Origin of the sequence: Devosia sp. Root413D1, assembly GCF_001425235.1 — a bacterium.
Taxonomy (GTDB): Bacteria; Pseudomonadota; Alphaproteobacteria; order Rhizobiales; family Devosiaceae; genus Devosia_A.
On the sequence record NZ_LMEA01000008.1, the window covers coordinates 162,427 to 187,396 of the forward strand.

General features: G+C 65.8%; 24 protein-coding genes and 1 riboswitch. Of the genes, 9 read left to right on the plus strand and 15 right to left on the minus strand.

Features of this window, described 5'->3' with window-relative positions; genetic code table 11:
- Window positions 1-8: 8 nt before the first annotated feature.
- From ASC89_RS09295 to gcvPB, 5 genes are all read left to right on the plus strand, one after another.
- Complete coding sequence (locus ASC89_RS09295; RefSeq protein WP_055997006.1) at window positions 9-599, plus strand: hypothetical protein; 591 nt, start codon at window positions 9-11, stop codon at window positions 597-599.
- A 155-nt stretch (window positions 600-754) separates the two neighbouring features.
- Window positions 755-843: riboswitch (glycine riboswitch) on the plus strand.
- Between the two features lie 148 nt (window positions 844-991).
- Window positions 992-2,161, plus strand: coding sequence for a glycine cleavage system aminomethyltransferase GcvT (gene gcvT / locus ASC89_RS09300; protein ID WP_055885005.1), 1,170 nt, complete (start codon window positions 992-994; stop codon window positions 2,159-2,161).
- A complete protein-coding gene (gcvH, locus tag ASC89_RS09305) occupies window positions 2,158-2,511 on the plus strand; it encodes a glycine cleavage system protein GcvH (protein ID WP_055885010.1) in 354 nt (117 codons plus the stop codon). The genes gcvT and gcvH overlap by 4 nt, the downstream gene beginning before the upstream one ends.
- An 8-nt stretch (window positions 2,512-2,519) precedes the next feature.
- Complete coding sequence (gene gcvPA, locus ASC89_RS09310; RefSeq protein ID WP_055885013.1) at window positions 2,520-3,875, plus strand: aminomethyl-transferring glycine dehydrogenase subunit GcvPA; 1,356 nt, start codon at window positions 2,520-2,522, stop codon at window positions 3,873-3,875.
- Window positions 3,872-5,437 carry an aminomethyl-transferring glycine dehydrogenase subunit GcvPB gene (gcvPB, locus tag ASC89_RS09315; RefSeq protein WP_055885015.1) on the plus strand — a complete coding sequence of 522 codons (1,566 nt, stop codon included), beginning with the start codon at window positions 3,872-3,874 and terminating at the stop codon, window positions 5,435-5,437. Before gcvPA ends, gcvPB begins: the two co-directional genes overlap by 4 nt.
- Here gcvPB and ASC89_RS09320 read toward each other — a convergent pair.
- Window positions 5,325-6,287, minus strand: a complete 963-nt coding sequence (locus ASC89_RS09320; protein ID WP_082528425.1) for an alpha/beta fold hydrolase — start codon at window positions 6,285-6,287, stop codon at window positions 5,325-5,327. The two genes, gcvPB and ASC89_RS09320, sit on opposite strands and share 113 nt — an antisense overlap.
- Window positions 6,288-6,490: 203 nt before the next feature.
- On the opposite strand from ASC89_RS09320, the gene ASC89_RS09325 reads away from it, so the two are divergent.
- Window positions 6,491-7,054 (plus strand): isoprenylcysteine carboxylmethyltransferase family protein, encoded by a 564-nt coding sequence (locus ASC89_RS09325; RefSeq protein ID WP_055885018.1) that lies wholly within the window; start codon window positions 6,491-6,493, stop codon window positions 7,052-7,054.
- Window positions 7,055-7,108: 54 nt separating this feature from the next.
- On the opposite strand, the gene ASC89_RS09330 is transcribed toward ASC89_RS09325, so the two are convergent.
- The 9 genes from ASC89_RS09330 to ASC89_RS09370 form a co-directional block, all read right to left on the minus strand.
- Window positions 7,109-7,822, minus strand: coding sequence for a TIGR02117 family protein (locus ASC89_RS09330; RefSeq protein ID WP_082528426.1), 714 nt, complete (start codon window positions 7,820-7,822; stop codon window positions 7,109-7,111).
- A gap of 376 nt (window positions 7,823-8,198) precedes the next feature.
- A complete protein-coding gene (locus tag ASC89_RS09335) occupies window positions 8,199-8,702 on the minus strand; it encodes an ATP F0F1 synthase subunit B (protein ID WP_055885020.1) in 504 nt (167 codons plus the stop codon).
- Window positions 8,703-8,708: 6 nt separating this feature from the next.
- On the minus strand, window positions 8,709-9,371 hold the full coding sequence (locus ASC89_RS09340) for a F0F1 ATP synthase subunit B (RefSeq protein ID WP_082528427.1): 663 nt from the start codon (window positions 9,369-9,371) through the stop codon (window positions 8,709-8,711).
- An 85-nt stretch (window positions 9,372-9,456) separates the two neighbouring features.
- Complete coding sequence (locus tag ASC89_RS09345) at window positions 9,457-9,684, minus strand: F0F1 ATP synthase subunit C (protein ID WP_055885023.1); 228 nt, start codon at window positions 9,682-9,684, stop codon at window positions 9,457-9,459.
- A 68-nt stretch (window positions 9,685-9,752) separates the two neighbouring features.
- Window positions 9,753-10,508: a F0F1 ATP synthase subunit A gene (locus tag ASC89_RS09350; RefSeq protein WP_055885026.1), complete on the minus strand. Its 756-nt coding sequence runs from the start codon at window positions 10,506-10,508 to the stop codon at window positions 9,753-9,755.
- A gap of 27 nt (window positions 10,509-10,535) precedes the next feature.
- Window positions 10,536-10,925: an AtpZ/AtpI family protein gene (locus ASC89_RS09355; RefSeq protein WP_055885030.1), complete on the minus strand. Its 390-nt coding sequence runs from the start codon at window positions 10,923-10,925 to the stop codon at window positions 10,536-10,538.
- A 203-nt stretch (window positions 10,926-11,128) separates the two neighbouring features.
- Window positions 11,129-14,587 (minus strand): chromosome segregation SMC family protein, encoded by a 3,459-nt coding sequence (locus tag ASC89_RS09360; RefSeq protein WP_055997009.1) that lies wholly within the window; start codon window positions 14,585-14,587, stop codon window positions 11,129-11,131.
- A 24-nt stretch (window positions 14,588-14,611) separates the two neighbouring features.
- Window positions 14,612-15,271, minus strand: a complete 660-nt coding sequence (locus tag ASC89_RS09365; RefSeq protein ID WP_156384558.1) for a thioredoxin domain-containing protein — start codon at window positions 15,269-15,271, stop codon at window positions 14,612-14,614.
- Window positions 15,272-15,448: 177 nt separating this feature from the next.
- The gene (locus tag ASC89_RS09370) at window positions 15,449-15,970 is read right to left on the minus strand and encodes a DUF721 domain-containing protein (RefSeq protein WP_055885038.1); all 522 of its coding nucleotides are present in this window, start codon (window positions 15,968-15,970) and stop codon (window positions 15,449-15,451) included.
- Window positions 15,971-16,033: 63 nt separating this feature from the next.
- Between ASC89_RS09370 and ASC89_RS09375 the strand changes: the two genes are divergently transcribed.
- A complete protein-coding gene (locus tag ASC89_RS09375) occupies window positions 16,034-17,098 on the plus strand; it encodes an A/G-specific adenine glycosylase (protein ID WP_055885041.1) in 1,065 nt (354 codons plus the stop codon).
- A 216-nt stretch (window positions 17,099-17,314) separates the two neighbouring features.
- Here ASC89_RS09375 and ASC89_RS09380 read toward each other — a convergent pair whose 3' ends face one another.
- The 3 genes from ASC89_RS09380 to ASC89_RS09390 all read right to left on the minus strand — a co-directional run bounded on the left by ASC89_RS09380 (window position 17,315) and on the right by ASC89_RS09390 (window position 20,716).
- Window positions 17,315-18,445 (minus strand): site-specific DNA-methyltransferase, encoded by a 1,131-nt coding sequence (locus ASC89_RS09380; RefSeq protein ID WP_055885046.1) that lies wholly within the window; start codon window positions 18,443-18,445, stop codon window positions 17,315-17,317.
- A gap of 112 nt (window positions 18,446-18,557) precedes the next feature.
- Entirely contained in the window at window positions 18,558-19,229 is a 672-nt protein-coding gene (locus tag ASC89_RS09385) for a ribonuclease HII (RefSeq protein WP_244488428.1), read from the minus strand.
- 341 nt (window positions 19,230-19,570) lie between these two features.
- Entirely contained in the window at window positions 19,571-20,716 is a 1,146-nt protein-coding gene (locus tag ASC89_RS09390; RefSeq protein ID WP_055885049.1) for a PA0069 family radical SAM protein, read from the minus strand.
- A 276-nt stretch (window positions 20,717-20,992) separates the two neighbouring features.
- On the opposite strand from ASC89_RS09390, the gene ASC89_RS09395 reads away from it, so the two are divergent.
- The gene (locus tag ASC89_RS09395; protein ID WP_055885052.1) at window positions 20,993-21,415 is read left to right on the plus strand and encodes a VOC family protein; all 423 of its coding nucleotides are present in this window, start codon (window positions 20,993-20,995) and stop codon (window positions 21,413-21,415) included.
- A 66-nt stretch (window positions 21,416-21,481) separates the two neighbouring features.
- Here ASC89_RS09395 and ASC89_RS09400 read toward each other — a convergent pair whose 3' ends face one another.
- Complete coding sequence (locus ASC89_RS09400) at window positions 21,482-21,871, minus strand: DoxX family protein (RefSeq protein ID WP_055885055.1); 390 nt, start codon at window positions 21,869-21,871, stop codon at window positions 21,482-21,484.
- A gap of 125 nt (window positions 21,872-21,996) precedes the next feature.
- Between ASC89_RS09400 and ASC89_RS09405 the strand changes: the two genes are divergently transcribed.
- Window positions 21,997-22,854: a LysR family transcriptional regulator gene (locus ASC89_RS09405; RefSeq protein WP_055997012.1), complete on the plus strand. Its 858-nt coding sequence runs from the start codon at window positions 21,997-21,999 to the stop codon at window positions 22,852-22,854.
- Window positions 22,855-22,856: 2 nt separating this feature from the next.
- On the opposite strand, the gene glyS is transcribed toward ASC89_RS09405, so the two are convergent.
- On the minus strand, window positions 22,857-24,881 hold the full coding sequence (gene glyS, locus ASC89_RS09410) for a glycine--tRNA ligase subunit beta (protein ID WP_055997015.1): 2,025 nt from the start codon (window positions 24,879-24,881) through the stop codon (window positions 22,857-22,859).
- Window positions 24,882-24,970: the final 89 nt, after the last annotated feature.

Consider the following 24,970-nt stretch of genomic DNA (forward strand, 5'->3'; position numbering starts at 1 on the left):
GCAGTCGCATGGGGTTTGTTGAGTTGGCGGCGACGCGCGGCGCAAAACTGCTTTCGATGGGCGCCCTGGCGCTCGCTCTTTCGGCCTGCTCGATGGGCAACATGTTCGCGCCCGCCGCGAGCGGCCCCTCGCCGATGGCCACCGCCAACCCCACGCAGCAGGAACTGGCGACCGCCAGCACCAACGCGCTGCCCGCCATTGCCACCGAATGTCCGCCGATCAAGGTGCGCAATGGTGGTGAGGCGCTGTTCTACTACGGCAAGGGCAAGGTCGGCGACGCGCGTTCGCTGAACTACCAGGCCGTCATCGAGAAGCAGTCGCGCAACTGCGTGGTGTCCAACGGCCTGATCACCGTGAAGATGGGCATAGTCGGTCGCCTGCTGCTCGGCCCCGCCGGCAACCAGACCAACGTCAACGTGCCGGTGCGCTTCGCGGTCGAACGCGACGAGGTGCCCCTGTTCTCCGAACGCTATGAGATTCCGGTCACCATCACCCCGCCGAACCAGTCGGAAGAGTTCGTGAAGGTGGTCGAGAACGTCGCCATCCCCTATACCGGCGGCGAGCAGATCGTCATCTGGGTCGGCTTCGACGGCAAGTAGCCACCCGCTTTCGACGAGCCCAAACTCGATGTCATCCCCGCGAAAGCGGGGATCTTCGTTTCTGCCGGTGAGGCGCGCGCCGCAACGATGGTCGTCGGCCCTGTGGCCCCTGGCACTCCGCGATTGACTTCGTCGTGCAAACCCGGCTTAGCATAACCCCAACAGCGGGAGAGTCCGGTTTCGAGCCGGCGCCGAAGGAGCAACCGCCCCGGAAACTCTCAGGCACCCGGACCGCTGTCGTACTGAACTCTGGAAAGCAGGCGATCTCGCCTCACCGAAGGAGCAACTGACCCATAGGCGGTCAGGAAATCTCTCAGGTTAGCGGACAGAGGGGGCACCGACGCGAGGGCGTTCGCTCGCGCGTTGTTGTGCAACCAGCCCCTGGTGTTCCAATGGCCGATCAACCGGCAGACGACCTCAAGACCGTAGTCCTCAACCACAAGCATGTGTCGCTTGGCGGCCGCATGGTGCCGTTCTCCGGCTACTCACTGCCCGTGCAATATCCCGCCGGCATCATCGCCGAGCACAAATGGACCCGCGAGCATGCCGGCCTGTTCGATGTCTCGCATATGGGCCCGAGCTTCCTCGTCCTTGACAACAAGTCGGGCGATAGCGAGGCGGATCACGCGGCAGTCGCTGAAGTGGTGGAGCCGCTGATCTGCGGTGACATCAAAGGGCTGAAACCCGGACAGATCCGCTACACGCTGCTGCTCAATGAAGAGGGCGGCACCTATGACGACCTGATGATTGCCCGCCCGGCCGCTGCGGGCTGGGGCGGGGCGCTCTACATCGTCGTCAACGCCGGCACCAAGGAAGAAGATTTCCAGCGCATCGCCACCGCCGCACTGGGGCAGGCGACGCTCAACCGCTCCGACCACTGCGCGCTGCTCGCGCTGCAGGGGCCGGAAGCCGCCGCGGTGATCGATGCCATTGTGCCCGCCGCCGCCGAACTCGGCTTCATGCACTACGCCTCGTTCGACTGGCGCGACACCAAGCTGGTGATCTCGCGCTCCGGCTATACCGGCGAGGACGGCTTCGAGATCCTCGTCGATCCCGAACACGCCGCCGCCTTCTGGGACACGCTGCTCGCCGACAATCGGGTGAAGCCGATTGGCCTCGGCGCCCGCGACAGCCTGCGCCTCGAGGCCGGGTTGCCGCTCTATGGTCACGACCTCGACGAGACCATCTCGCCGGTCGAGGCCGGGCTCAACTTCGCCATCTCCAAGCGCCGCCGCGAGGCCGCCGATTTCCCCGGCGCGCAGCGCATTCTCGCCGAACTCGGTGGGGTGCTCGAGCGCGTCCGCATCGGCCTGACCGTCGAAGGTGCGCCAGCCCGCGAGGGCGCAGCGATTCTCGATCAGTACGGCGCCGAGATCGGCGTCGTCACTTCGGGCGGCTTTGCCCCCACTCTCAGCCGCGCCATCGCCATCGGCTTCGTGCCGCCCGATCACGCCGCGCCGGGCACCAGGTTGCAGGTGCTGGTGCGCGGCAAGACCCAGGCGGCGGAAGCCGTCGCCACACCATTCGTCCCCCATCGCTATGTCCGGAAGGCCAGCAAATGACCAAGTTCACCAAGGACCACGAGTACATCACTGCCGACGGCACCGTGGGCATCACCCCCTATGCGCAGGAGCAACTGGGCGACATCGTCTATGTCGAGCTGCCCAAGGTCGGCCAGAAGCTCAAGGCCGGCGACGAGGCTGCGGTGGTCGAGTCGGTGAAGGCGGCATCCGAGATCTACTCGCCGGTCTCCGGCACCGTCACCGCCGTCAATGACGCGCTCTCGGGGGAACCGGGGCTCATCAACTCGTCGCCCGAAACCGACGGCTGGATCTTCAAGCTGGCGCTCGACAACCCGTCCGAGCTCGATGGCCTGATGGATGCCGACGCCTACGCCCAGTTGACCGCCTGAGGACTTCGATGCGCTATCTCCCCCATTCCGAGCACGAGCGGGCCGATATGCTCGCCGTGATCGGCGCCCGGACCGCCGAGGATCTGTTCGCTCGCGTCCCCCGCCATGCCCTGCTGCGCGAACCGGTGAACCTGCCGCGCCATTCGCCCGAGTTCCTCGTCGAAGCCAAGATGAAGGCACTGGCCAGCGGCAACCACGCCGCCGGTGACGGCCCGTTCTTCATCGGCGCCGGCGCCTATCGCCACCACGTACCGGCAAGCGTCGATCACCTGATCCAGCGCTCGGAGTGGCTCACCGCCTATACCCCGTACCAGCCGGAGGTCTCGCAGGGGACGCTCCAGATGCTGTTCGAGTTCCAGACCCAGGTGGCGCACCTCACCGGCATGGAGGTCGCCAACGCCTCGATGTATGACGGCTCGACCGCCACTGCCGAAGCCGTGCTGATGGCGCGTCGCCTCACCCGCCGTAACCGCATCATCCTCTCGGGCGGTCTTCACCCGCACTATCGCGACGTGGTGCGCACCTATCTCGGTGACGGCCCCGATCTGGTCTGCCTGCCGGCCTCGCCGGAAGGGCAGGGCGACATTCTCAACCGCATCGACGGCGACACCGCCGCGATCGTCGTGCAGACCCCCGATTTCTACGGCCACCTGCGCGACCTGCGCGCCGCGGCTGATGCCGCCCACGCTGCCGGCGCCTTGCTGATCGTCGTGGTAACGGAGGTCGTGTCGCTCGGCCTGATCGAAGCTCCGGGCGCCCTTGGCGCCGATATCGTCGTCGCCGAGGGCCAGTCGATCGGCAACAGCCTCAACTTCGGCGGCCCCTATGTCGGCCTGATGGCCACCAGGAAGGAGTTCATCCGCCAGATGCCGGGTCGGCTCTGCGGTGAAACCGTCGACGCCGACGGCAATCGCGGCTTCGTGCTGACCCTCTCCACCCGCGAGCAGCACATCCGCCGCGAGAAGGCGACGAGCAACATCTGCACCAATTCGGGCCTCTGTGCGCTCGCCTTCTCCATCCACATGTCGCTGCTCGGCGAGGCTGGCTTGAAGAAGCTGGCCCGCCTCAACCACCACAATGCGGTGAAGCTCGCGAAGATGCTCGGCACCGTCCCCGGTGTCGAATTACTCAACAAGAGCTTCTTCAACGAGATGACCATCCGCCTGGCCGTACCGGCTGCGCCAGTGGTCGAGATGCTGGCCAGGGCCGACGTGCTCGCCGGTCTACCCGTGAGCCGCCTCGAGCCCGACAACCCGGCCTGCGAGAACCTCATCGTTCTGGCCGCCACCGAGCTCACCACCGACGACGATATCGCGATGCTGGCCGAGTGCCTCCACGCCGCCCTTTCGGAGGACGCCCAATGAGCATGAACAACCAGGGCCGCCCGACTGGCATCGGCACTTCCGTGCCCGTCGGCACGTCCGACTTCACTTCCGTCTCGGGGTCCTCGCTGCTCCCCAACGAGCCGCTGCTGTTCGAGATCGGTGACCGCGAGCATTCCGGCGTCGATCTGCCTGATGTGACGATCGATGGCAGCTTCCTCGGTGGCTTCGAGCGGAAGTCGGAGATCGACCTCGCCGGCCTTACCGAGCCCGAGACGCTGCGCCACTATGTGCGCCTCAGCCGCCTCAACTATTCGATCGACAGTGGGATGTACCCGCTCGGCTCGTGCACCATGAAGCACAACCCGCGCTTGAACGAGAAGATGGCGCGGCTGCCCGGCTTCGCCGACATCCACCCGCTGCAGCCGGTCTCGACCGTGCAGGGCGCCCTCGCCCTGATGGAGGAGCTTGCGCACTGGCTGATGACGCTGACCAATACCGCGGCCGTCTGCCTCACCCCCAAGGCCGGCGCGCATGGCGAGATGGCCGGCATGATGGCGATCAAGGCGGCACAGGAAGCCGCGGGGCAGGGGCACCGCAAGGTTGTGCTGGTCCCCGAGAGCGCCCACGGCACCAACCCCGCCACCGCCGCCTTCCTCGGCTATTCAGTGAGGGCCGTGCCGGCTCGCGATGATGGGACGGTCGATGTCGAGGCGGTGAAGGCAGCCTTGTCGCCCGATGTCGCTGCGATCATGCTCACCAACCCTAATACCTGCGGGCTGTTCGAGCCCGAAGTGATCGAGATCGCCGCGGCGGTGCACGAGGCAGGGGCCTACTTCTACTGCGATGGCGCCAATTTCAACGCCATCATGGGCGTGGTCCGGCCGGGCGATCTCGGCATCGACGCCATGCACATCAACCTGCACAAGACCTTCTCCACTCCACATGGCGGTGGTGGTCCGGGTGCTGGCCCAGTGGTCCTCTCGGCCGCGCTGGCGCCATTCGCACCGGTACCGTTTGTGAAAAAGGGTGAGGGCCCGCTGGCCCTGGTTGAGCATGCTGAAGGCCAGCACCTGGGGCGCATCACCGCCTTCAACGGCCAGATGGGCATGTATGTCCGCGCGCTCACCTACATGCTGAGCCATGGTGGCGACGGTCTGGCCCAGGCGGCCAAGGATGCCGTGCTCAACGCCAACTACATCAAGGCGCGGCTCGAGCGGGTCTTCTCGGTGCCGTTCCCAGGGCAGCCTTGCATGCACGAGGCGCTGTTCGATGACAGCTTCCTCGAGGGCACGGGCGTGTCGACGCTCGATTTCGCCAAGGCGCTGATCGATGAGGGCTTCCACCCCATGACCATGTACTTTCCGCTGGTCGTGCATGGCGCCATGCTGGTCGAGCCCACCGAGTCCGAGAGCAAGCAGACGCTGGACCGCTTCTGCGATGTGATGCTGGAACTGGCCAATGACGCCAGGGCCGGCAATGCGGCCCGCTTTACCAGCGCGCCGCTGAACGCACCGCGCCGGCGCCTGGATGAGACCCGCGCCGCGCGCTCGCCGGTGCTGAAGTGGGAGCGGCAGGAGCTGCTGCCGCAGGCGGCGGAGTAACCTCGGAGACCGTAGGTGTGGTGGCGAGAGGCTTTGCCACCACATCGGCCGCGAAAGCGCCGAGCAGCTCGTTGAATTGCGCCGGCTGATCCCAGAACGGTGCATGCCCCGCATCGGGAATGATGTGGCAGACATTGCCCCAGAGGTTCCGGTAGTGCAGCCCCGCCACATAGCTCAGCCGCGCTACCGGCTCGGCGGCGCCATTGACCACGGCCACCGGCACGCTCGATTGCTCGACCGCCAGCTTCTGGTCGGCGACATCGCCGCGCAGCAGGCTCTTCGATACCGCCACGCGAACGCGCCCATCTGCCCGGCGGATCGACTGCAGGAAGGTCGGGTCGCCCGCGCCGTGGTAGCACATCTCGTAGAAGCGCTGCGCGTCGCGTTCGCTGAATTGCTCCTTGGCTGCCAGCAGCAGGTCGAGGTTGGTCTGGAAGCCGCGCAGCATGGCGATCGGGCCGCGGCCGATCGGCGGCGCGCCGACGATCATCAGCCCGCGCACCCCCGGATGCCGCGCCATCAGCTCGATGCCGACATGCCCACCCAGCGACCAGCCCATCACCACCAGGTGCTCGATGCCCTTGTGCTCCAGCACCTCGGCCACCGTGCGCGCCAGCCCGTCGACGCCATAGTCGGCGCCCGACTCTGCGTCGCCCGAGGCGCCGTGCCCCGGCAGGTCGAGCGCGATCAGCCGGTGCCGGTCGGCCAGCTCGCTGTCGAACTGCTTGCCGAACACCTTGCGCGAGGCGCCCGAGCCGTGCAGCAGCAATAGCGGTTCGCCGCGCCCGTCGCTTTCGCTGAGGCGGATAGAGGCGGAGTGGGTCTGCACCGTGCTGTGGTAGATGGTCATTGCGAGGCCGTCATGCTGAGTGCCCCGGACTCTGCCAGACACTCACTACGCCCCGGTCAACCAGCACGGTGAAGCAACGACGAAGCGAAAACCTTGCATTTTATCGAAACGCAGGCCGTCGTTGCGCAACTGCAGCTTGTTTCGTCGGCGATCCCTACGTAGCGTGATCAGGCAGCCCAAGTAGCGCCGCAGGGGGATTACGTATGGACCTTGTTCTCGATCTGCTCGTCAGTGCGGTCAGCATTGCGGTGATCGCCCAGTACAGCTGGTCACTGAAGGCCCATTTCAACTCGCCGAAAATGCCAACGGGCACGGTGGTGATCTCTGTGGTCGTCCTCGCAACTGCGGCGATCTACCTGACCCTGCTTTGGATCGAGACCCAGCCCGTGCTGGCATTGTCCATCGGCCTGGTGATCGAGTGCCTGGCGCTATGGCTGTTCTGGGCGGCGATCAAGGCATCCCGCGCCGCGCGCCTGAAGATGGCCTTCGACGTGCAGAATCCGCACGGCCTTGTCATGACCGGTCCCTACCGCTACCTGCGCCACCCGTTCTACACCTCCTACCTGATTTTCTGGATCGGCTGGGCCATCGCCACCTGGTCGCCCTGGTCGGTCATTCCGCTGGCGGTCATTACGGTGATTTACGTGCTGGCCGCACTCGGCGAGGAAAAGAAGTTCTCCCGCACCCCGATGGCTGCCGATTATGCCAGCTATCGCCAGAAGACCGGCTTCTTCTGGCCACGCCTGCCGGGCGTCGCAAAGGGCTAAGCGGAGCGCTTTCAGGAAAGGTTGCAGACTTTTCCGGTTCGAAAGCGTGACAAGCTAAGAGCCCTGGGGCGCTGCCGTTTCGGGCAGGCGGTTGAACAGCCGCAGTGACCCGGCAAGCGTCGTCGGCAGCGGCACCCACAAGCCAGTCCGCACGCCGGCGCTGCGCAGTATCCGCGCCGTCCAGGCATTGCACCCGACGAAGATGGCGTTGAAGCTCCCTTCCGCCTCGTAGAACCGGTCGCTGCCGGTCAGCGCGTAGCCGTCGATTGGCTGCACCTGGCCATCGATGCGCGAGAAGCTGCCGGCAATCTCCGACAGCATCCGGGCATAGCCGGCCTCCGACAGGTCCAGCGGGGTCACGATCGGGTTCGCCTGGTCGACCTCGCCAAGCACATCGATATGCATCACTGAGCGATCGAGTGTCAGCGCCTTGAACGTCGGTCCCGGCTTCATGTCGGCAAAGCTCGGCGTCTCCAGATAGAAGGCCCGGCCACCCCATCCGATCAGCAGCCACCGGGCGTCCGGCAGATCTACCGGCAGCTCGGTTTCGGCGAGGAACGGCAACGCCGCCCGGCTCTGGGCGTCCAGCGGGATGGCAATGTCGGTGTGGATAGGGTTCGAGACGACCAGGATGCGTCGTGGAAGGGGCGTGCCGTCCGGCTGCTCGAACACTGCAGGATGTGGGATCACCGCGCCCAGCAGCACCGCCAGGACCGGCACCCCGACAAGCAGCAACAACACCAGCGCGATGCGCCTCAGGATCCGCATGCTCCCCCCGAAAGGACTCACGTGGCTGGCTGCGAGCTACGAAGGCTAAGCACAATGGTGGTGCAAAGGCACGCTCCGTACCCTGTTTCCCGGGCGGGTGGGTGGCGAGGAGTGCGGTGTGCTCCAAAAACTCGATGTCATTCCCAGCGAAAGCTGGGACCCAACTCGCCGCCCGCGCCAGCTGACAAATGGGTCCCAGCTTTCGCTGGGATGACAGCCGGAGTGCCCCCGGCAAGACCCTTGCCACGCCCCAGGTTTGGCTAAGGAGCTAGCCCCAGAGTTCCCTTCTCCTCCGCAAGGGAGAAGGAAGTGCATCGCTCCAAAAGAAAATGCCCGCTGGCGCGGGCATTTCGATCTTCAGCTCTGCAACCGAACCTTAGTTCAGGCGGGCTGCGACGTCCTTGATGGCCTGGTCAACCAACACGTCACCCTTGGCAGCAACCTGCTTTTCCAGCAGCAAGCGGGCGGCTTCGACGGCGAGGTCGGCCGAGCGGGCGCGGACTTCGGCGACGGCCTGGGCTTCCGCCTGGGCGATCTTGTCGGCCACGGCCTTCTCGCGACGGGCCACCATGGCCTCCAGCGACGACTTGGCCTCGGCGGTCAGCCGGAACGCTTCTTCGCGCGCCGCGGTGACGATGTCCTCGGCTTCCTTCTCGGCTTCCTCGCGACGGCGCGCGTAGTCCTCGAGCAGGGCCTTCGCTTCGGCGCGCAGCGCCTCGGCTTCGGCGAGGTCGGTCTCGATCTTCTTGATGCGCTCATCGAGCATCTTGGTGATCATCTTGGGCACGCCGAAATAGACGACGATACCGATGAAGATCACCAGCGCGATGGTTGCCCAGATGGTGGCGCCGGTGGTGGCGTCAAACCCGAAGGCCCACATGCTGCCTTACTCCTTCGAAACCGCGGCGACCGCGGCGCGGGCTTCAGCCGCGGTGACAGTGCCCGAGATCTTGGCGACCAGCGCCTGGGCGGTCTCGGCTGCGATGCCGCCAACATTGGCGAGCGCCGCGTCCTTGTCGGCCTGGATGCGGGCCTCGGCTTCCGAGACGCGCTTTGCCAGCGTGGCCTCGACGTCGGCACGGCGGCCGTCGATGTCGGCCTTGATCCCGGCGCGGGTTTCCTCGGCGATGCCGTGGGCGTTCTTGCGGGCCTCGGCCAGCGCTGCCTCATAGGCGGCGGCGGCCTTCTCGGTCTCCTGGCGGAGCCGCTCGGCTTCCTTCAGGTCGCCTTCGATACGGGTCCGGCGCGTTTCGAGGATCGAGCCGATGCGGGGCAGGGCCACGCGGCTCATCAGGAAATACAGCGCTGCGAAGGTGATAGCGAGCCAGAGCAGCTGGCCACCGAAGCTCGCCGGATCGAAGGGCGGAAACACCTCCGAATGCGCCTCGGTCGAAGCATGCGTGTCGGTCGCGCCATGGGCGTCGGCCGGTGCTGCATGCTCACCTTCGGCGGCATGCTCCTCGGCGGGTGCGACGACCTCGCCCTGCTGGAGCGCGTCGCCACTTTCGGCCTGCGCCACGATAATGATGTCTTGGGCTGAACCCGCCATCTCGAAACCCTTTTGCGGCCGTTAAAGCCCCGGATCGAAACCCGGAGCCCTTACTCGGTCTGCGCTAGCGCAGCCCGTCGCGAAATCAGACTGCGAACAGCAGCAGGAGCGCGATCAGGAACGAGAAAATGCCCAGAGCTTCGGTCACGGCGAAACCGAAAATCAGGTTACCGAACTGGCCCTGAGCCGCTGCCGGGTTGCGCAGTGCGCCCGACAGGAAGCTACCGAAAATGTTGCCCACGCCGATGGCGGCGCCGGCCATACCCACGGCCGCAATACCCGCGCCGATAAACTTTGCTGCTTCAGCTTCCATTTGTAGTCTGCTCCATTTTGCGACCGATTGGCGACGCTTGCCGTCGCCTCACTGTGAACCGGCCTAGATCAATGCGACGGATGGATCGCATCGTTGATGTACATCGAGGTCAGCACTGCAAAGACGTAGGCCTGCAGGGCCGCCACGAGGAATTCGAGCGCCGTGATCGCCACGGTCATGATCAGCGGCAGCAGCGCACCGAGCCAGCCGAGAAAGCCCAGGCCACCCAGCGTCACGATGAAGCCCGCGAACACCTTGAGGGTGATGTGACCGGCGAGAATGTTGGCGAAGAGACGAACCGAGAGCGAGATCGGGCGCGAGAGGAAGGAAACCACCTCGATCGGCACCACGATGGGGAGCACATAGCCCGGCACACCCGACGGCACGAACAGTTTGAAGAACTTCAGCCCGTTCTTGTAGACGCCGTAGACGATGACCACCACGAACACCAGGAGCGCCAGCGCGAAGGTGATGATGATGTGGCTGGTGAAGGTGAAGAAGAACGGGATCATGCCGAACATGTTGGCGACGAGCACGAACATGAACAGCGAGAACACGAAGGGGAAGAACTTCATGCCAGCCTTGCCGGCCGAGTCCGACACCATTTTGGCGACGAACTCGTAGAGCATCTCGGAGACCAGCTGCACCCGGTTCGGCACCAGGCTGCGCTTCTGCGTCGAGAGCAGGAGGTAAAGGGCGATGACACCAACCGACAGCACCATGAACAGGGCTGAGTTGGTGAAGGAAACGCCGCCTTCACCGAAGGAGACGATATCGGTGATCTGGAACTGGTGGATCGGGTCGACTTTATTCGGATCGGCCAACTGCTGTTCCCTTTAGGCTTGGAGCCTTCACTCGTCTTCTTCGTCGTCCGGCGCGCGCATGGCGACCGTGGGCGGCGGCGCCGCCCGGTTCATTTCCGCTGCAGAACGCACCACGTTGAGCACGCCCGCCGCAAAGCCGACCAGCAACATCACCAGCATCAGCCAGGGACCGGTCCTCAGCCACAGATCGAGCAGGTAACCGATACCCGCGCCGACCAGGATGGCCGCAATAAATTCCGTTCCGAGTCGCATGCCCCGGTTCCAGCCGGACATGTTCCGGTTGGCCGCAGCAATTTCCGCGTCGCCCGGTGCTTGCTCGGAGGCCTGCGCCCGCTTGATGCGAGCTGCAAGATCCGAGGTCAGCGACCCTGATTTCCCATCACTCGGCGAGCGCCCGGTATTGCGTGACTTTGCCATCCCGCTCTCCCATGCGCCTCCGGGCCTTAACAGGAACTGGAGCCCCTCGAAGTCGCGGGCAACATAGTGGCGCCCCCTACCAGTGTCAAGGCTGTGAACAGACTGCTAACGCTTTGATAAATAAGGAAGTTTATCCGACGAAAGGAGGTGTGACATTGAGTCATCGCGACTCTGGCCGCCACTATTGCGGCAAGGATGGGGCGTCAGCTCGCCACCCGCACCGCTGCCTCGGCGCCCTTGAGGTCCACAGAGACCAGTTGGCTGACCCCGCGCTCGGCCATGGTGACGCCGAACAGCCGGTCGACCCGGGCCATGGTAATCGGATTGTGGGTGATCACCAGGAAGCGGGTTTCCGTCCGCTCGGTCATCATGTCGAGCAGGTTGCAGAAGCGCTCGACATTGGCGTCGTCGAGCGGCGCGTCGACCTCATCGAGCACGCAGATCGGCGCCGGGTTGGTGAGAAACACCGCAAAGATCAGCGACATCGCCGTGAGCGCCTGCTCGCCGCCCGACAGCAACGTCATGGTTGTCGGCTTCTTGCCCGGCGGCCGTGCGAGAATCTCGAGCCCGGCCTCCAGCGGATCGTCGCTCTCGACGAACTGCAGCTCGGCGGTACCACCGCCGAACAGCGAGGTGAACAGCTCCTGGAAATGCGCGTTGACCTTCTCGAACGCCTCGTTGAGCCGCTGCCGGCCCTCGCGGTTGAGGCTCTGGATGCCGCCGCGGAGCTTGGCGATCGCGGCGATCAGGTCGTCGCGATCCTTGACCATCAGGTCGAGCTTTTCACGGACCTCTTCGGATTCCTTTTCGGCGCCGAGGTTCACCCCGCCCAGCCGCTCGCGCTCTGCCTTCAGCCGGTCGACCTGCGATTCGACCTGGGGCTCGGCAGGCAAAGCGTGTTCCGGCCTGATACCGGCGAGCTGCGCCGTCTGCGATGCTTCGACGTTGAGCGTCTCGTGCACCTGCCGCTCGATCTGGTGGCGCTGCGCGATGAGGCCCTTGATCCGCTCCTCGACCCGCGCCAGCTCGGCCCGGAAGCCGGAGAGCGCGTCATGCGCCAGCCGCTGCGCCTTGTCCGCCTCGCGGTGCCGGGTGTCGCCGACACCAAGCGCATCGGTCGCCGCCTTGTGCGCCTCGCGCGCCACGGCGATCTCGGCGTCGAGGGTGCGGCGGCGCTCGGCCAGGCTCTCAGGCGACGCCTGCAGCACGGTGATCTGCTCGCGCACTTCGGCGGTACGGGCGTCGAGCGTTGCCAGCTGCCCAGCGGCGCCCTCACGACGGCGGGACCATGCGGCAACGTCCGCGGCGATCTGGGTGAGACGCGAACTGCGCATCCGCGCCGCCGTCTCGAAGCCGCCGAGCTTCAGCCGCGCTTGATCGGCTTTCTCGCGCAGCCCGCTGAGCAGTGACTGCAGTGATGTCGCCAAAGCCGCAGCTTCGGTTTCATCGCCGGCGTCCCACAGCAACAGCTCTGCCTCGGTGGCCGCAGCCACCGCCTCGGCGAGGTTCGCATCGAGCCGGGTCCGCGTTTCGTCGAGCGCCACCTGGCGCGCGGCGAGATCGCTGATGGCGCGCTGCGCTTTGTCCAGCTCGCCCTGCGCGACGGCAATCTCGCGCTGCGCGTTCCGCCAGGCGTCGCGCTTCAGCCGCTCGTCGGTGCGGGCCGCGTTCAGCGCTTCGGCCAGCGCCGTGGCATCGGCACGCCGGCTGTTGCGCCGGGCCCGTACGTCCTCCACTTCGGCTTCGAGCTCGGCCAGGCGGTTGCGCTGCGCCAGCCGCTCCGCCGCAGCAGTCGGCGCATCGGCGGCGGCGACGAAACCGTCCCAGCGCCACAGCCCGCCGGCCTTGGTGGTCAGCCGCTGTCCGGGCTGCAGCTGCGCCATCAGCCGAGCCGCGTCTGCCGCGTCGACCAGCCCGATCTGGTCGAGCCGGCGTTTCAGCAGCGAGCTGCCTGACACGAACTGCGATAGCGGCGTGGCGCCCGCCGGCAAGGTCGGGTCGGCGCCGGCAGCGGCGCCGGCCCAGTGCAACGGCGCGCCGGCATCGGATGAGGCATCGAGATCGTCGCCGAGCGCCGCGCCGAGCGCCGTTTCATAGCCCGCTGCAACTTTGAGCTGATCGACCACTGCCGGCCACTTGCTGGCGCCGCCATGGTTGAGGATACGGCTCAGCGTCTGCGCCTCGGCTTCCAGCCGGTTCAACGCTGCCTCGATCTGCTGCAGTTCCGGGCGCAGCGCGTCGGCGGCGGCCTGCGCGGCGACAGCGGCAGTCTCGGCGGTGACGGCGGCAGTTTCCGCCGCCTTGGCATGGTTCTGCGCCATGTCGAGCGCTTCGCGCCCGGCGTTCAGCGTCGCGTCGGCGCCGAGGGTGCGTGCCAGTTGCTCGGCTTCGCGCGCCACGTCGGCGATCTGCGTCTCGAGTCGTGTCACCCGCGAGCGCCCCTCGGCAACGCTGCGCTCGGCTGCGCCGCGTCGGGCCCGCAACTGCGCCAGGGCATCGGCGGCGGCGCGGGCCTCACCCTCGGCCTTGGCCACTTCGCTTTGCGCGGCTTCGGTCGCCGCCCGCGCGGCTTCGAGCGCCTGCTGTTCGCCCGCCGCTTCCGCTTCGAGGCGGCTGCGCTCTTCATGCGCCGCCTCGAGGGCGTCGTCGCTCTCGCCGACCAGCGCGCGCTCGCGCACCGCATCCTGTTCGATCTGTTTCAGCCGTTCGCCGAGTTCATTGAGCCGCGCCGCAGCCCGTCTTGCCTCACCCTCGAGCTGCTCGGCGAGAATGGTCAGCCGCTGCAGCACGGCGCCGGCGGCGGCTTCCTTGTCGCGCAATGGCGCCAGCGCCTTGTCGGCGAGGAACACCACTTTCTGGGCTTCGAGCTCGATATGCTGCGCTTCGGCAAGATCACGCACCAGCTTGGCCTGCGCGGCCTCGGCATCCTTCTCGTTGAAGCGCGCGGCGATCCAGCGGATGTGAAACAGCGTTGCTTCGGCCTTGCGGATATCGCCGCTCAGGGCGCGATAGCGCACGGCCAGCCGGGCCTGTCGCTTCAGCGTTTCGAGCTGCTGCTCGACCTGGGCGATGACGTCGTCGACGCGTTCGAGATTCTGTTCCGCCGCGCGCAGCCTGAGCTCGGCCTCATGCCGGCGCGAGTGCAGCCCCGAAATGCCGGCGGCCTCTTCGAGCAACGCCCGGCGTTGCTGCGGCTTGGCGGCGATCAGTTCGCCGATCTGGCCCTGGCGAACGAGGGCAGGGGAGTGGGCGCCGGTCGAGGCATCGGCGAACAGCAATTGCACATCGCGCGCCCGGACTTCCTTGCCGTTGACGCGATAGACCGAGCCTTCTTCGCGCTCGATCCGCCGCGTAACTTCCAGCACGTCGGCGTTGTTGAGCGGGGCCGGGGCAGTGCGGTCGGAATTGTCGAGAACGAGGGTGACTTCGGCGGTGTTGCGACCGGGCCGGCTACCCGAGCCGGAAAAGATCACGTCGTCCATGCCCGAAGCCCGCATCGCTTTGTACGAGCTTTCACCCATCACCCAGCGCAGCGCTTCGACGAGGTTGGATTTGCCGCAGCCGTTGGGTCCCACCACGCCGGACAGACCGGGCTCCAGGTAGAGCTCGGTCTGGTCGCAGAAGGATTTGAAGCCGTGCAGTTTGAGGCGCGTGAATTTCATCGCGCGCCCCTGGGGGGCAGCGCGTTAGGAGAGCAGCGGATCGATTTCGGCCTTGAGAGCCTCAAACGAGTTTTCTCCAGTCAGCATCTTGCCGTTGATGTAGAACGTCGGCGTGCCCTGGAGCTTGAACTCGTCCAGCGCCTGATCCCGCACCGCTTCCAGTCCCTTGAACAGGTCCTGATTCGTCAAGGCAGCGTCGTAGGTTTCCTTGGTAAAACCAAGCTGCTGGGCGATGCCGAAGATGGCGTCATTGGGCGTGTTGGATGCAGCCCACTGGTCCTGCGTCTTGAAGAAGGTGTCGATCACCTCGTGGTACTTCTCCGGGCCAGCCGCTTCGGCGAGCATGAACACCACGGCATCCAGCACGTTGCGCATGAACGGGCGCGGGATGAACTGGATCTTGTTGGTGTCGATGTACTCGGTCTTGAGCTGCGGATAGACGGTGTTGGTGAACGCAGCGCAGTGCGGGCAGGTCGGCGACAGGTACTCGATCAGCGTCACCTTGGCGTCCGCCGGCCCAAGCGGGTGGTCGGCAACGCCGCCGGCCGGCGCCATCAGCTTGGCCTGGTCGAACTGCTGGGCGAGGGCGCCGGTGGCGCCGAACAGGAAGGACACGCTGGTCCCCGCCGCTGCCGCGACGACAGCTGCGCCGGACCCGATGAGAATGTTGCGACGGTTGGCCACGAGTTTCACTCCGTTTTTTCGTTGCTCGCCCTAATATCGGGGCAAACTAGGCCGGGCAAGTTCAACCGGCGATGAACACTTCGCGATGTCCCGCAGGGCAAACCGCTCCGGTGGAGCGATTTGAGGCGCGAAGGCCATGCGAGCTGCGCTCGAATGGCAACGCGGAACAGGCACTGATCAATCGGGCTTTCTCCGGGCGATCGCCTGTCCGAGTTGTCTGAGGGCGTCACGTACCCCGGGATCGCTGACCCGCTCGACCGTGCGGCTGATCCGCGCCCGGGCGACCTCCGGCAGCGCCGGGACTGTCTCGGGCACTGTGTCCTCGATCGCGAACGGTTCGGCACTGAGCCGGACCTGCCCGACGAGGAAATAGCCATAATACCGGTTGATCGAGGCCGCGACCCGCTGACCTTCGTGCGCCAGCGCCAGGGCATGGCCGGGGTGACAGCGGAGGTAAAGCGTCGCCCCCTCGGCGCCTTTTTCGCCGCGCGGCCAGCTCAGCTTGTCCGGCCGAGTCACCTTGTCGTACGGCGCCGGCGCGATGGTCGGCCAGTGCGAGAGGATGTCGCGGCTGGCAAAGCCGCGCTTCTTCAGCGCCGGATCGAGCACCCCGCCAAGCGCCTCGGCCACGCCGACGGCGCGGTTGAGCCGTTTGGGCGGCGCATCGTCCTTGGGTTTCGATTTAGGCTTGTCCGCCACTGGTAACAACTTCCCGCCGCCGCTTGCGCCCGCTGCTGCGGCGCGCCATCTGTGGCCGCTATCATGTCAAATGCCGCGCCCCAGCAAAACCCCGTGCCGCTAGACGCCGCCGCCGTGCTCGCCTGGTACGATCGGCATGCGCGCAGTCTGCCATGGCGGGTCGGCCCGGCCGACCGCGCCCGCGGTATCCTAGCCGATCCCTATCGCGTCTGGCTCAGCGAAATCATGCTGCAGCAGACCACGGTTGCAGCGGTCGGGCGCTACTACGCGCGCTTCCTCCACCTCTGGCCGACCGTCGCCGATCTCGCCGCATCGCCGCTCGAAGCCGTGCTCGTCGAATGGGCAGGGCTCGGCTACTACGCCCGGGCCCGCAACCTCCACGCCTGCGCCAAAGCCGTGGTCGAGCGTTTTGGCGGCCGCTTCCCGACCAGCTCGGCCGAACTGCTGAGCTTGCCCGGCATCGGGCCTTACACCGCCGCAGCCATTGCCGCGATCACCGGCGACGAGCGGGTGGCGGTGGTCGATGGCAATGTCGACCGGGTGGTGGCGCGCTACCTGGCGCTCGACGTGCCGGTGCGCGACGCCAAGGACCTGGTGCGGGGGACGGTGCAGGCGGTGGTGCCTGAGCGGGCGGGGGACTTCGCGCAGGCGCTGATGGATCTTGGCGCCACCATCTGCGCGCCGCGCAACGCCAGTTGCATGCTCTGCCCGATCCAGCCGGGCTGCCGCGGCGCCAACCTCGATCCGCTGCTCTATCCCGTGAAGCCTGAGAAGGCCGACCGTCCGACCCGCTACGGCCATGCCTTCGTCATGCGCGACACCGATGGCGATGTGTACCTGCAGACCCGGGCCGAGAAGGGGCTGCTGGCGCAGATGACCGAGATACCGGTCTCGGACTGGACGCCGGAAAAGCGCGCCGTGGTGCATCCAGTGGCGTCCGACTGGCGCTATGATGGACAGGTTGTCCACGTCTTTACCCATTTCCGGCTCGAGCTCGACGTATGGTCGGCTGTGGTGGCCGATCCGGCCGAGCTCAAGGCGGGCTGGTGGGCCGATCCGCGCGAACTCGATGCCGAAGCCCTGCCGAGCGTCTTCCGCAAAGTGCTGGCCGCTGCTGGAGTGGAGTAAGGGGAGCCTCGGCAGTCCAACCCACTCGATGTCATCCCTGCGAAAGCAGGGACCCAACTCTCAGCTGGCGCAGGCGGTGGGATGGGTCCCTGCTTTCGCAGGGATGACACCCTGTGGGTTGGTGAGTTTGGCTCACAAGATCATCCCCACAAACGAAAGCCGCCGGCTCTTTCGAGCCGGCGGCGAGCGCAGCCTGAGTTGAATTGGAGGTCAGATTCAGGCCGAAAGTCGTTCCATCTGGGCGCGCACCTGGCTGCGCAGATCGTCGATAGGGGCAAGCCGGCTGCCCTGCCGCGCATGCCAGAAGGTCCAGCCGTTGCAGGCCTCTGCCCCCTGCACCAGCGCGCCGACCCGGTGGATCGAACCCATATGGCCGCCCGAGACCAGCGAGCCATCGGCGCGCACCAGTGCGCTCCAGCGCTGGCGATCATCGTAGAGCTCGGTGCCCGGGGCGATCAGCCCCATTTCGACCAGCGAACCGAAGGCCACGCGCGGTGCGGCGCGCTTCGATACTGCCGTCTCGATGGTGGCGGCGTTGAGCGGGCGGATCGAGGCGATGCGCTTCAGCGCGCCGGCGATATAGGTGTCCTCGCGTTCGATGCCGATGAAGTGGCGGCCGAGTTTCTTGGCCACCGCGCCGGTGGTGCCGGTGCCGAAGAACGGATCGAGCACCACGTCGCCGGGTTTGGTCGTCGCGCTGATCACCCGGTAGAGCAGGGCTTCCGGCTTCTGCGTCGGGTGCAGCTTTTCGTCGTCGTCGTCCTTCAGGCGCTCGGCCCCGGTGCAGATCGGGAACAGCCAGTCCGAGCGCATCTGCACGTCGTCATTGGCCTGCTTCATCTGCTCGTAGTTGAAGGTGACGCGACTGTCGCGATCCTTGGCGGCCCAGATCAGCGTCTCGTGCGCGTTCGTGAACCGGGTGCCGCGGAAGTTGGGCATCGGGTTGGCCTTGCGCCAGATCACGTCGTTGAGGAGCCAGTAGTCGAGATCCTGCAACGCCGCACCGACGCGGAAGATGTTGTGGTACGAGCCGATCACCCAGATGGCGCCATCCGGTTTCAGGATGCGCCGCGCGGCCTTCAGCCAGGCGCGGGTGAAGATGTCGTAATGGGCGAAGCTGTCGAACTTGTCCCAATCGTCGTCGACGCCGGCAACGCGCGACTGGTCCGGCCGGGTCAGGCCCTGGTCCAGCTGCAGGTTGTAAGGCGGGTCTGCGAATACGAGGTCAACCGAGCCGGCCGGCAAGGCATTCATGTGCTTGATGCAATCGCCCACAAGGATGGTGTCGATGGGGAGCAGGCTCCCCTCCGCATTGGCGGAAGCCGCCATACGCGCGGTACGCAACATAACTCGAACCCTGACGCAGTACTAACGGGATCGGTTGTAAGGCGTTAGGGTTAAAGGGGATTTAAGCTTCGCGGTTAGCGAGAGGTTAAGGCGCGTATACGTGTCGTCCGCCTCAGGCGGCGATCGTCTTCATCCGCTGCGCCTGGATGCAGGGGGCGAAATCCATCCGATGATGGCGGCCCGGGCCATGCGTGGTGAGGGCTTCGAGATGCTGCGGCGCCGCATAACCCTTGTGGCTCGAAAAGCCGAATTGCGGCTCCTCGCAGTCCATGATCAGGCACATCCGGTCGCGCGTCACCTTGGCGACGATCGAGGCCGCGGCAATCGATACCGAGCGCCCGTCGCCACCGACGATCGCCTCGCCGGGGCAGGGCAGGTCCTTGGGCAGCTTGTTGCCATCGACCAGGATGTGGTCGGCTTTCACCTGCAGGCCCAGCACCGCCTTGCGCATCGCCCAGAGCGAGGCCTGCAGGATGTTGAGCTGTGCGATGATCGTCGGCGGCGCCACCACTATCGAAACGATGGCCGACGCCATGATCTTCTCGTACAGCGCTTCGCGCTGCGCGGCGGTCAACACCTTGGAGTCGTTGAGACCTTCCGGCACCTTGCGATGGTTGAGGATCACCGCCGAAACCACCACCGGCCCGGCCAGCGGGCCGCGTCCGACCTCATCGACGCCGCAAACGAATTTCGCCCCGCGCTTGATGGCGGCACGCTCGAACTTGAGCGTCGGCTTGCTGATAATGACGGGCGAATCGGAGGGCATGTCCTCAAGCATCGCCATGCACGCCTGCGGGGCAAGTGGCATCTGTGTTACCAGCTTCTCGTTCCTCTCGCTCGGCGTCGTACGCCTCGAGATTGGCGAAACCGCGGTGGACGTCGGGCGCATCCTTGCGCGTGCTTCACGTCCCCCTCTCTGGCGAAAACTAAGGACTTAGCTGCGCTAAGCCCAAGTTTTCGCTTTCTCCCCCGCCAAGGGGGAGATGGTCGGTGGCCTCCATCCGCATTGGAGCAGCAGTCGGGACTCTCCCCCTTGGCGGGGGAGAAAGCAAAATCTTAGGTTTAGCCGTTTGGCTAAGCCTTAGATTTTGCCAGAGAGGGGGTCCTGGGAGCCACGGATCCCGCTCAGAACAACGTCATCTGTCCGTCGTCCACCGTCGGCGGCGTGAACAGATCGGTGCGCAGCGGCGCGATCGGCCGGTCGAGCTTGTAGCGCGCCTTGGCGAGGTCGACGCGCTGGCGCAGCAGGGTGGCATATGGACCCTCGCCGACGAAGCGTGTGCCGAAGTTCGGGTCATTGTCCTTGCCGCCACGCGTGTCCCGCACGAGGCTCATCACGTGGCTTACCCGATCGGGAAAATGCCGCAGCAGCCACTCGCGAAAAATGTCTCGCACTTCCCCCGGCAGCCGCAGCAGGATGGCATTGGCGCCTACCGCGCCCTGCGCCGCCGCGGCGTCGAGGATCCGTTCGAGCTCCATGTCGTTGATCGCCGGGATCATCGGCGCCGCCATTACCGTGGTCGGAATGCCGGCTTCCGACAGCAGCCGCATCGCTTCCAGGCGCTTTTCCGGCGTCGAGGCCCGCGGCTCCATCTTGCGCGACAGGATATGATCCATGCTGGTGATGGAGAGCGCCACGCGCACCAGGTTCTGCTCGGCGAGCGGCTTCAGGATGTCGAGATCGCGCACCACCAGCGCCGACTTGGTGGTGATGGTCACCGGGTGTTTGGTCTCGAGCAGCAATTCGAGGATGCCGCGGGTCAGCTTATGCTGCCGCTCCGCCGGCTGGTACGGGTCGGTATTGGTGCCCATGGCGATGGGCTTGGGCTTATAGCGCTTGTCGGCCAGCTCGCGCCGCAGCAGCTCGACGGCGTTGGCCTTCACATAGATGTCGCGCTCGAACTCCAGCCCCGCCGAGTGCCCGAGATAGGCGTGGGTCGGGCGGGCGAAGCAATACGAGCACCCATGCTCGCAGCCGCGATAGGCGTTGATCGAGCGATCAAAGCCGATATCCGGGCTTTCGTTGCGGGTGATGATCGATTTGGCGCGCTCGACATGCTCGATGGTTTCGAACGGCTTCAAATCCTCGACCTGTCCCCAACCGTCGTCGAACTCTTCGCGGCTCTGCCGATCGAAGCGACTGCCCTTGTTGGTCTGCGCGCCACGGCCACGATTGAGCGCCGGGTCGACGTAACGCCGCGCGATCAGGTCCGCATCGCGCGTGCCGTTCAATCGCTCCAGCTGCTCGAAATTGGGGGCGCTGACCCGCATGTCCGTTCTCCAAACCCTTAAGCGACTCGCCACGGGTAACGTTCCATTAGGAATAGCATCCCAATGAGAACGGAACAAGAACAAACCGGTGGAGAGAGACCGCCGCGGCATTGACCCGATGGCGCCGGCTGCTAGCTTAGTTGGGTCAGAAAAGGAGAGGCAGGTGCGGTTAGCCCTGTCCCGCTTCGGCGGTCCTGGCCTTCGCTTCGGCGACTGAGTCCCATGGCCTTGAACGCTGCTCCATCGGGGAGCGGCGCAGTGAAAGGTCTTGGCCAAATGAAGCCTGCAGTTTCCGTCATTACCCTCGGCACCACCGACCTCGCCCGCTCGCGGCGCTTTTACAGCGAAGGGTTCAGGTGGACGCCGGTCTATGAGAGCGATGTGATCGTCTTCTACCAGCTCAACGGCATGGTGCTCGGTACCTTCCTGACCGCTGAGCTGGAGGCGGACATGAACCGCACCGGGCTGCGGACGCCGGGTGCCTTCGCCTTAGCCCACAACGTCGCCACTGCGGGCGAAGTGGCGCCGCTGATCGCGCAATTGGCGGCGGCCGGTGGCAGGGTCATCCGTCCGGCCGACGTCCCGCCGCATGGCGGGCTGCGCGGCTATGTCACCGACCCCGATGACCATGCATGGGAAGTCGCCTGGAATCCGGGTTTTTCCATGGATGACGCGGGCAACGTGACGTTCGGGTTGTAACCCCGCCACCCCCGGGAGAAATCTGCAGAGGGCCGCGCCGTATCGCGGCCCTTGAGCGGGTGCGGCTCAGCCCCCGAACAGGCCCCAGCGGCCCCAGGCGATGAACACCGCGAGCGCCAGCAGAACCAGGTTCATCGGCAGCGATTTGGCGGTCTCGCCGCGCCGGGCGTGAAAGCCGATCGCCAGGATCTGCACCAGCACCAGTGCGACGGCAGCAAGCGTCGTGAGCCAGGGCAGGATGCCGGTCAGCATCGGCAGGATCAGGCCGATGGCGCCGAGCACCTCGGCCCAGCCGACGAAGCGCGTGAGCCGCGGGTACTCGGCGGGCCAAGCCATCATCTTGGTGAGGTCGGCGATTGGGCGGATCGCCTTCATGCCTCCCGCCATCAGGTAGAGCAGTGCGAGAACAACCTGAGCAGTCCACAGCCAGAAATTGAGGGAAGTGAGGAAATCCATGCGCCGAGCCCAACCTTCGTGGATGGCCCCATGCCATCGCAAGACCCGGAACGTAGTGAGCGACGATTTATCCCACAATCACAGTTCAGCTGGAAACATCGTGCAGGAATCTGCATAATGCGCCGATGGTACTCGAAGGAATCGATGTCTTCGTCCGCGTGGTGCAGGCCGGCAGCTTTGCTGCGGCGGCCCGGCTCCTCGGCATGCCGACAACCACGGTTTCGGCGCGGATCGCCCGACTCGAGGAGCGCTTGGGTGTCACGCTGATCCAGCGCTCGACCCGGCGTATGCATGTGACCGAGGCGGGCGCAGCCTATTTTGGCCACTGCATCGAAGCGCTCAACGCGCTGGAGGCGGGAGAGAGCCAACTGGCGGCGACCGGCACCGAGCCCACCGGGCTGCTGCGGATCACCGCGTCCGCCGACGTCGCCAACACAGTGCTGCCGTCCCTCTGCGCTGAGTTTCTGGCCGCCTACCCGAAGGCCGATATCGAGCTCATCGTCACCAGTCGTATCGTCGATCTTATCGCCGAAGGTGTTGACCTCGCGCTCCGCGTCGGCCCGATGCAGGACTCGACACTGGTGAGCCGCCGCCTCGCATCGGCGGTCCTCGGCCTGTGGGCCAGCCCCGCCTATCTTGATCGTCGCGGCCGTCCCGCTTCGCCCGACGAGCTCGCCGGCCACGACATCATCCGATTTTCGCGCATCCCGCAGGGCTTTCGGCTGATCGCCGGCAACCACAGTTTTGCGCTTCCCGAGGGTCGGCTCAAAGCCGACGACATGCAGACCGTTCGCAGTCTGGTGCTGCGAGGCTTGGGGATCGGGCCGTTGCCCGACTTCACCCGGCTGACGCCGGAGCTATCGCTCGAGCGCGTTCTGCCCGAGTACAGCACCGAGCCCGGCAACGTGTACTTCGTCTACCCCGCGCAACGCTTTGTCACCGCGAACGTCCGTGCCTTCATGGAACTGGCGAAGGACTGCTAACCCTAGCCCGCGACCTTCGAGAAATCCGCCACCAGCCGCATAGTGTCGCGCAGCTTGGTGAGAAGGCTCAGGCGGTTGGTGCGGATCGCCGCATCCGGATCGTTGACCAGCGCCGCTTCGAAGAACTTGTCGACCGGCTGGCGCAGCGTGCCGAGTGCGGTGATGGCGCCCTGGTAGTCGTTGGCGGCGACCTTGGCAGCGACGGCCACATCGACCGAGGCGATGGCCTCGGCCAGCGCCGCTTCCTCATTGAGCGACAGCAGCGCCGGGTCGACCGGCGCGGCAAAGCCCTTGCCGTCCTTCTTTTCCTCGGCGGCGAGGATGTTGGCGGCGCGCTTGTAGCCGGCGAGCAGGTTCTTGCCGTCTTCCGAGCCGAGCAGCCTCGACAGCGCCTCGACCCGCTCGGTGATCTCCAGCATGTCGTTGCTGTCCTTGCCGATCACCGCATCGACCAGGTCGTGGCGGGCGCCGGCATCGCGCAGCGTCACCTTCAGCCGGTCGTGGAAGAAGCTCAGCAGGTCCGGCTCGACCTCGAGCGGGAAGCGCAGGTTGTTGTCGGTGACGATGCGGATGACGCCCAGCGCCGCGCGACGCAGCGCAAACGGGTCGCGCGAGCCGGTGGGTTTCTCGTCGATCGACCAGAAGCCCTTCAGCGTATCGAGCTTGTCGGCCAGCGCCACGGCGATGGCGACCGGTTCGCCCGGCACCAGGTCGGTGGGGCCGAGCGGCTTGTAATGGTCGGCGATCGCATTGGCGATGGCCATCGGCTCGCCCTGCGCCAGCGCATAATAGCGGCCCATGATGCCCTGCAGCTCGGGGAACTCGCCGACCATGCCGGTGGTGAGGTCGGCCTTCGCCAGCATCGCGGCACGCTTGGCCAGGTCGGGTTTGGCCCCGACCTTGGGAGCGATCTCGCCGCTGAGCTTCACCAGCCGTTCGACGCGCTGGAACTGCGTGCCGAGCTTGGCGTGGAACACGCTCTCCTCGAGCTTGGGCAGGCCATGCTCGAGCGGCAGCGCCAGGTCGGTCTGGTAGAAGAACCGCGCATCCGACAGGCGGGCACGGATGACCCGCTCGTTGCCGGCAACGATGGTTTTGCCGCCATCGGCTGCGACCTGGTTCGAGGTGATGATGAAGAAGGGCGCCAGCTTGCCCGAACTATCGCGCAGGCAGAAGCATTTCTGGTTGGCGCGAATGGTGGCGATGATCACTTCCTCGGGCACTTCGAGGAAGGCCGGGTCGAACGACCCCATCATCACCACCGGCCATTCGACGAGGCCGGCGACTTCTTCGAGCAGGCCTTCGTCATGGATGACGCTAAGCCCCTGCGCGAAGGCGAGGTTGTCCGCGTCGGCCTTGATGATTTCCTTGCGCCGGTCGATGTCGAGAACGACCTTGGCCTTTTCCAGCGCCTGCACGTAATCGTCGAAGCGCTTCACCCGGATCGCGTCGGGCGCGAGAAAGCGGTGGCCGAAGGTGGTCTGGCCGGAAGCAACAGTGTTCGACTTGAACGGGATGACCACCGGCTCGTCATTGTCGGTGCCGAACGTCGCGGTGATAGCGCGCAGCGGCCGCACCCAGGTCAGCCCGCCATTGCCCCACTGCATGGATTTCGGCCAGTCGAAGCCGGTGATCACCTTGGGTAAGAGGGTCGCGAGAATGTCGGTCGCCTCGGCGCCTTTCTTCTTGATATGCGCGACGTAGAACTCGCCCTTCTTGGGGTCGGCCTCGATCTTGGCCTCTTCGATCGAGCCCAGTCCCGCGGCCTTGAGGAAGCCGTCGATCGCCTGCTGCGGCGAGCCGACCCGCGGGCCCTTGCGTTCTTCGCGGGTGTCGGGGGAACGGGCCGGGAGCCCGGTAACTGTCAGCGCCAACCGGCGTGGCGTGACGAACGCCTTGGCGCCCTCGTAGACGAGGCCGGCATCGACCAGCGCATTGGTCACGGCCTTCTTCAGATCCTCGGCGGCCTTGCGCTGCATGCGCGCAGGGATTTCTTCCGAGAACAGTTCAACGAGGAGTTCGGGCATCTCTTAACCGGGCGTTTGAAAGCGCGGTTTGCCTAGCAAGGGCAGGGGAGATTGTCCATTGCGGGGTGCGCGTCCTCATCCGATAGACC

Bases quoted from the DNA above. Each gene is read 5' to 3' on its own strand.
- gcvH (WP_055885010.1), top strand. From the start codon at position 2,158: ATGACCAAGTTCACCAAGGACCACGAGTACATCACTGCCGACGGCACC.
- ASC89_RS09395 (WP_055885052.1), top strand. From the start codon at position 20,993: ATGAAGCCTGCAGTTTCCGTCATTACCCTCGGCACCACCGACCTCGCC.
- ASC89_RS09385 (WP_244488428.1), bottom strand. From the start codon at position 19,229: ATGGCGATGCTTGAGGACATGCCCTCCGATTCGCCCGTCATTATCAGC.
- ASC89_RS09360 (WP_055997009.1), bottom strand. From the start codon at position 14,587: ATGAAATTCACGCGCCTCAAACTGCACGGCTTCAAATCCTTCTGCGAC.
- ASC89_RS09375 (WP_055885041.1), top strand. From the start codon at position 16,034: ATGTCAAATGCCGCGCCCCAGCAAAACCCCGTGCCGCTAGACGCCGCC.
- gcvT (WP_055885005.1), top strand. From the start codon at position 992: ATGGCCGATCAACCGGCAGACGACCTCAAGACCGTAGTCCTCAACCAC.
- ASC89_RS09295 (WP_055997006.1), top strand. From the start codon at position 9: ATGGGGTTTGTTGAGTTGGCGGCGACGCGCGGCGCAAAACTGCTTTCG.
- gcvPA (WP_055885013.1), top strand. From the start codon at position 2,520: ATGCGCTATCTCCCCCATTCCGAGCACGAGCGGGCCGATATGCTCGCC.
- ASC89_RS09345 (WP_055885023.1), bottom strand. From the start codon at position 9,684: ATGGAAGCTGAAGCAGCAAAGTTTATCGGCGCGGGTATTGCGGCCGTG.
- gcvPB (WP_055885015.1), top strand. From the start codon at position 3,872: ATGAGCATGAACAACCAGGGCCGCCCGACTGGCATCGGCACTTCCGTG.
- ASC89_RS09335 (WP_055885020.1), bottom strand. From the start codon at position 8,702: ATGTGGGCCTTCGGGTTTGACGCCACCACCGGCGCCACCATCTGGGCA.
- ASC89_RS09325 (WP_055885018.1), top strand. From the start codon at position 6,491: ATGGACCTTGTTCTCGATCTGCTCGTCAGTGCGGTCAGCATTGCGGTG.
- ASC89_RS09400 (WP_055885055.1), bottom strand. From the start codon at position 21,871: ATGGATTTCCTCACTTCCCTCAATTTCTGGCTGTGGACTGCTCAGGTT.
- ASC89_RS09405 (WP_055997012.1), top strand. From the start codon at position 21,997: ATGGTACTCGAAGGAATCGATGTCTTCGTCCGCGTGGTGCAGGCCGGC.
- ASC89_RS09355 (WP_055885030.1), bottom strand. From the start codon at position 10,925: ATGGCAAAGTCACGCAATACCGGGCGCTCGCCGAGTGATGGGAAATCA.
- ASC89_RS09380 (WP_055885046.1), bottom strand. From the start codon at position 18,445: ATGTTGCGTACCGCGCGTATGGCGGCTTCCGCCAATGCGGAGGGGAGC.
- glyS (WP_055997015.1), bottom strand. From the start codon at position 24,881: ATGCCCGAACTCCTCGTTGAACTGTTCTCGGAAGAAATCCCTGCGCGC.
- ASC89_RS09320 (WP_082528425.1), bottom strand. From the start codon at position 6,287: ATGACCATCTACCACAGCACGGTGCAGACCCACTCCGCCTCTATCCGC.
- ASC89_RS09340 (WP_082528427.1), bottom strand. From the start codon at position 9,371: ATGGCGGGTTCAGCCCAAGACATCATTATCGTGGCGCAGGCCGAAAGT.
- ASC89_RS09330 (WP_082528426.1), bottom strand. From the start codon at position 7,822: ATGCGGATCCTGAGGCGCATCGCGCTGGTGTTGTTGCTGCTTGTCGGG.
- ASC89_RS09390 (WP_055885049.1), bottom strand. From the start codon at position 20,716: ATGCGGGTCAGCGCCCCCAATTTCGAGCAGCTGGAGCGATTGAACGGC.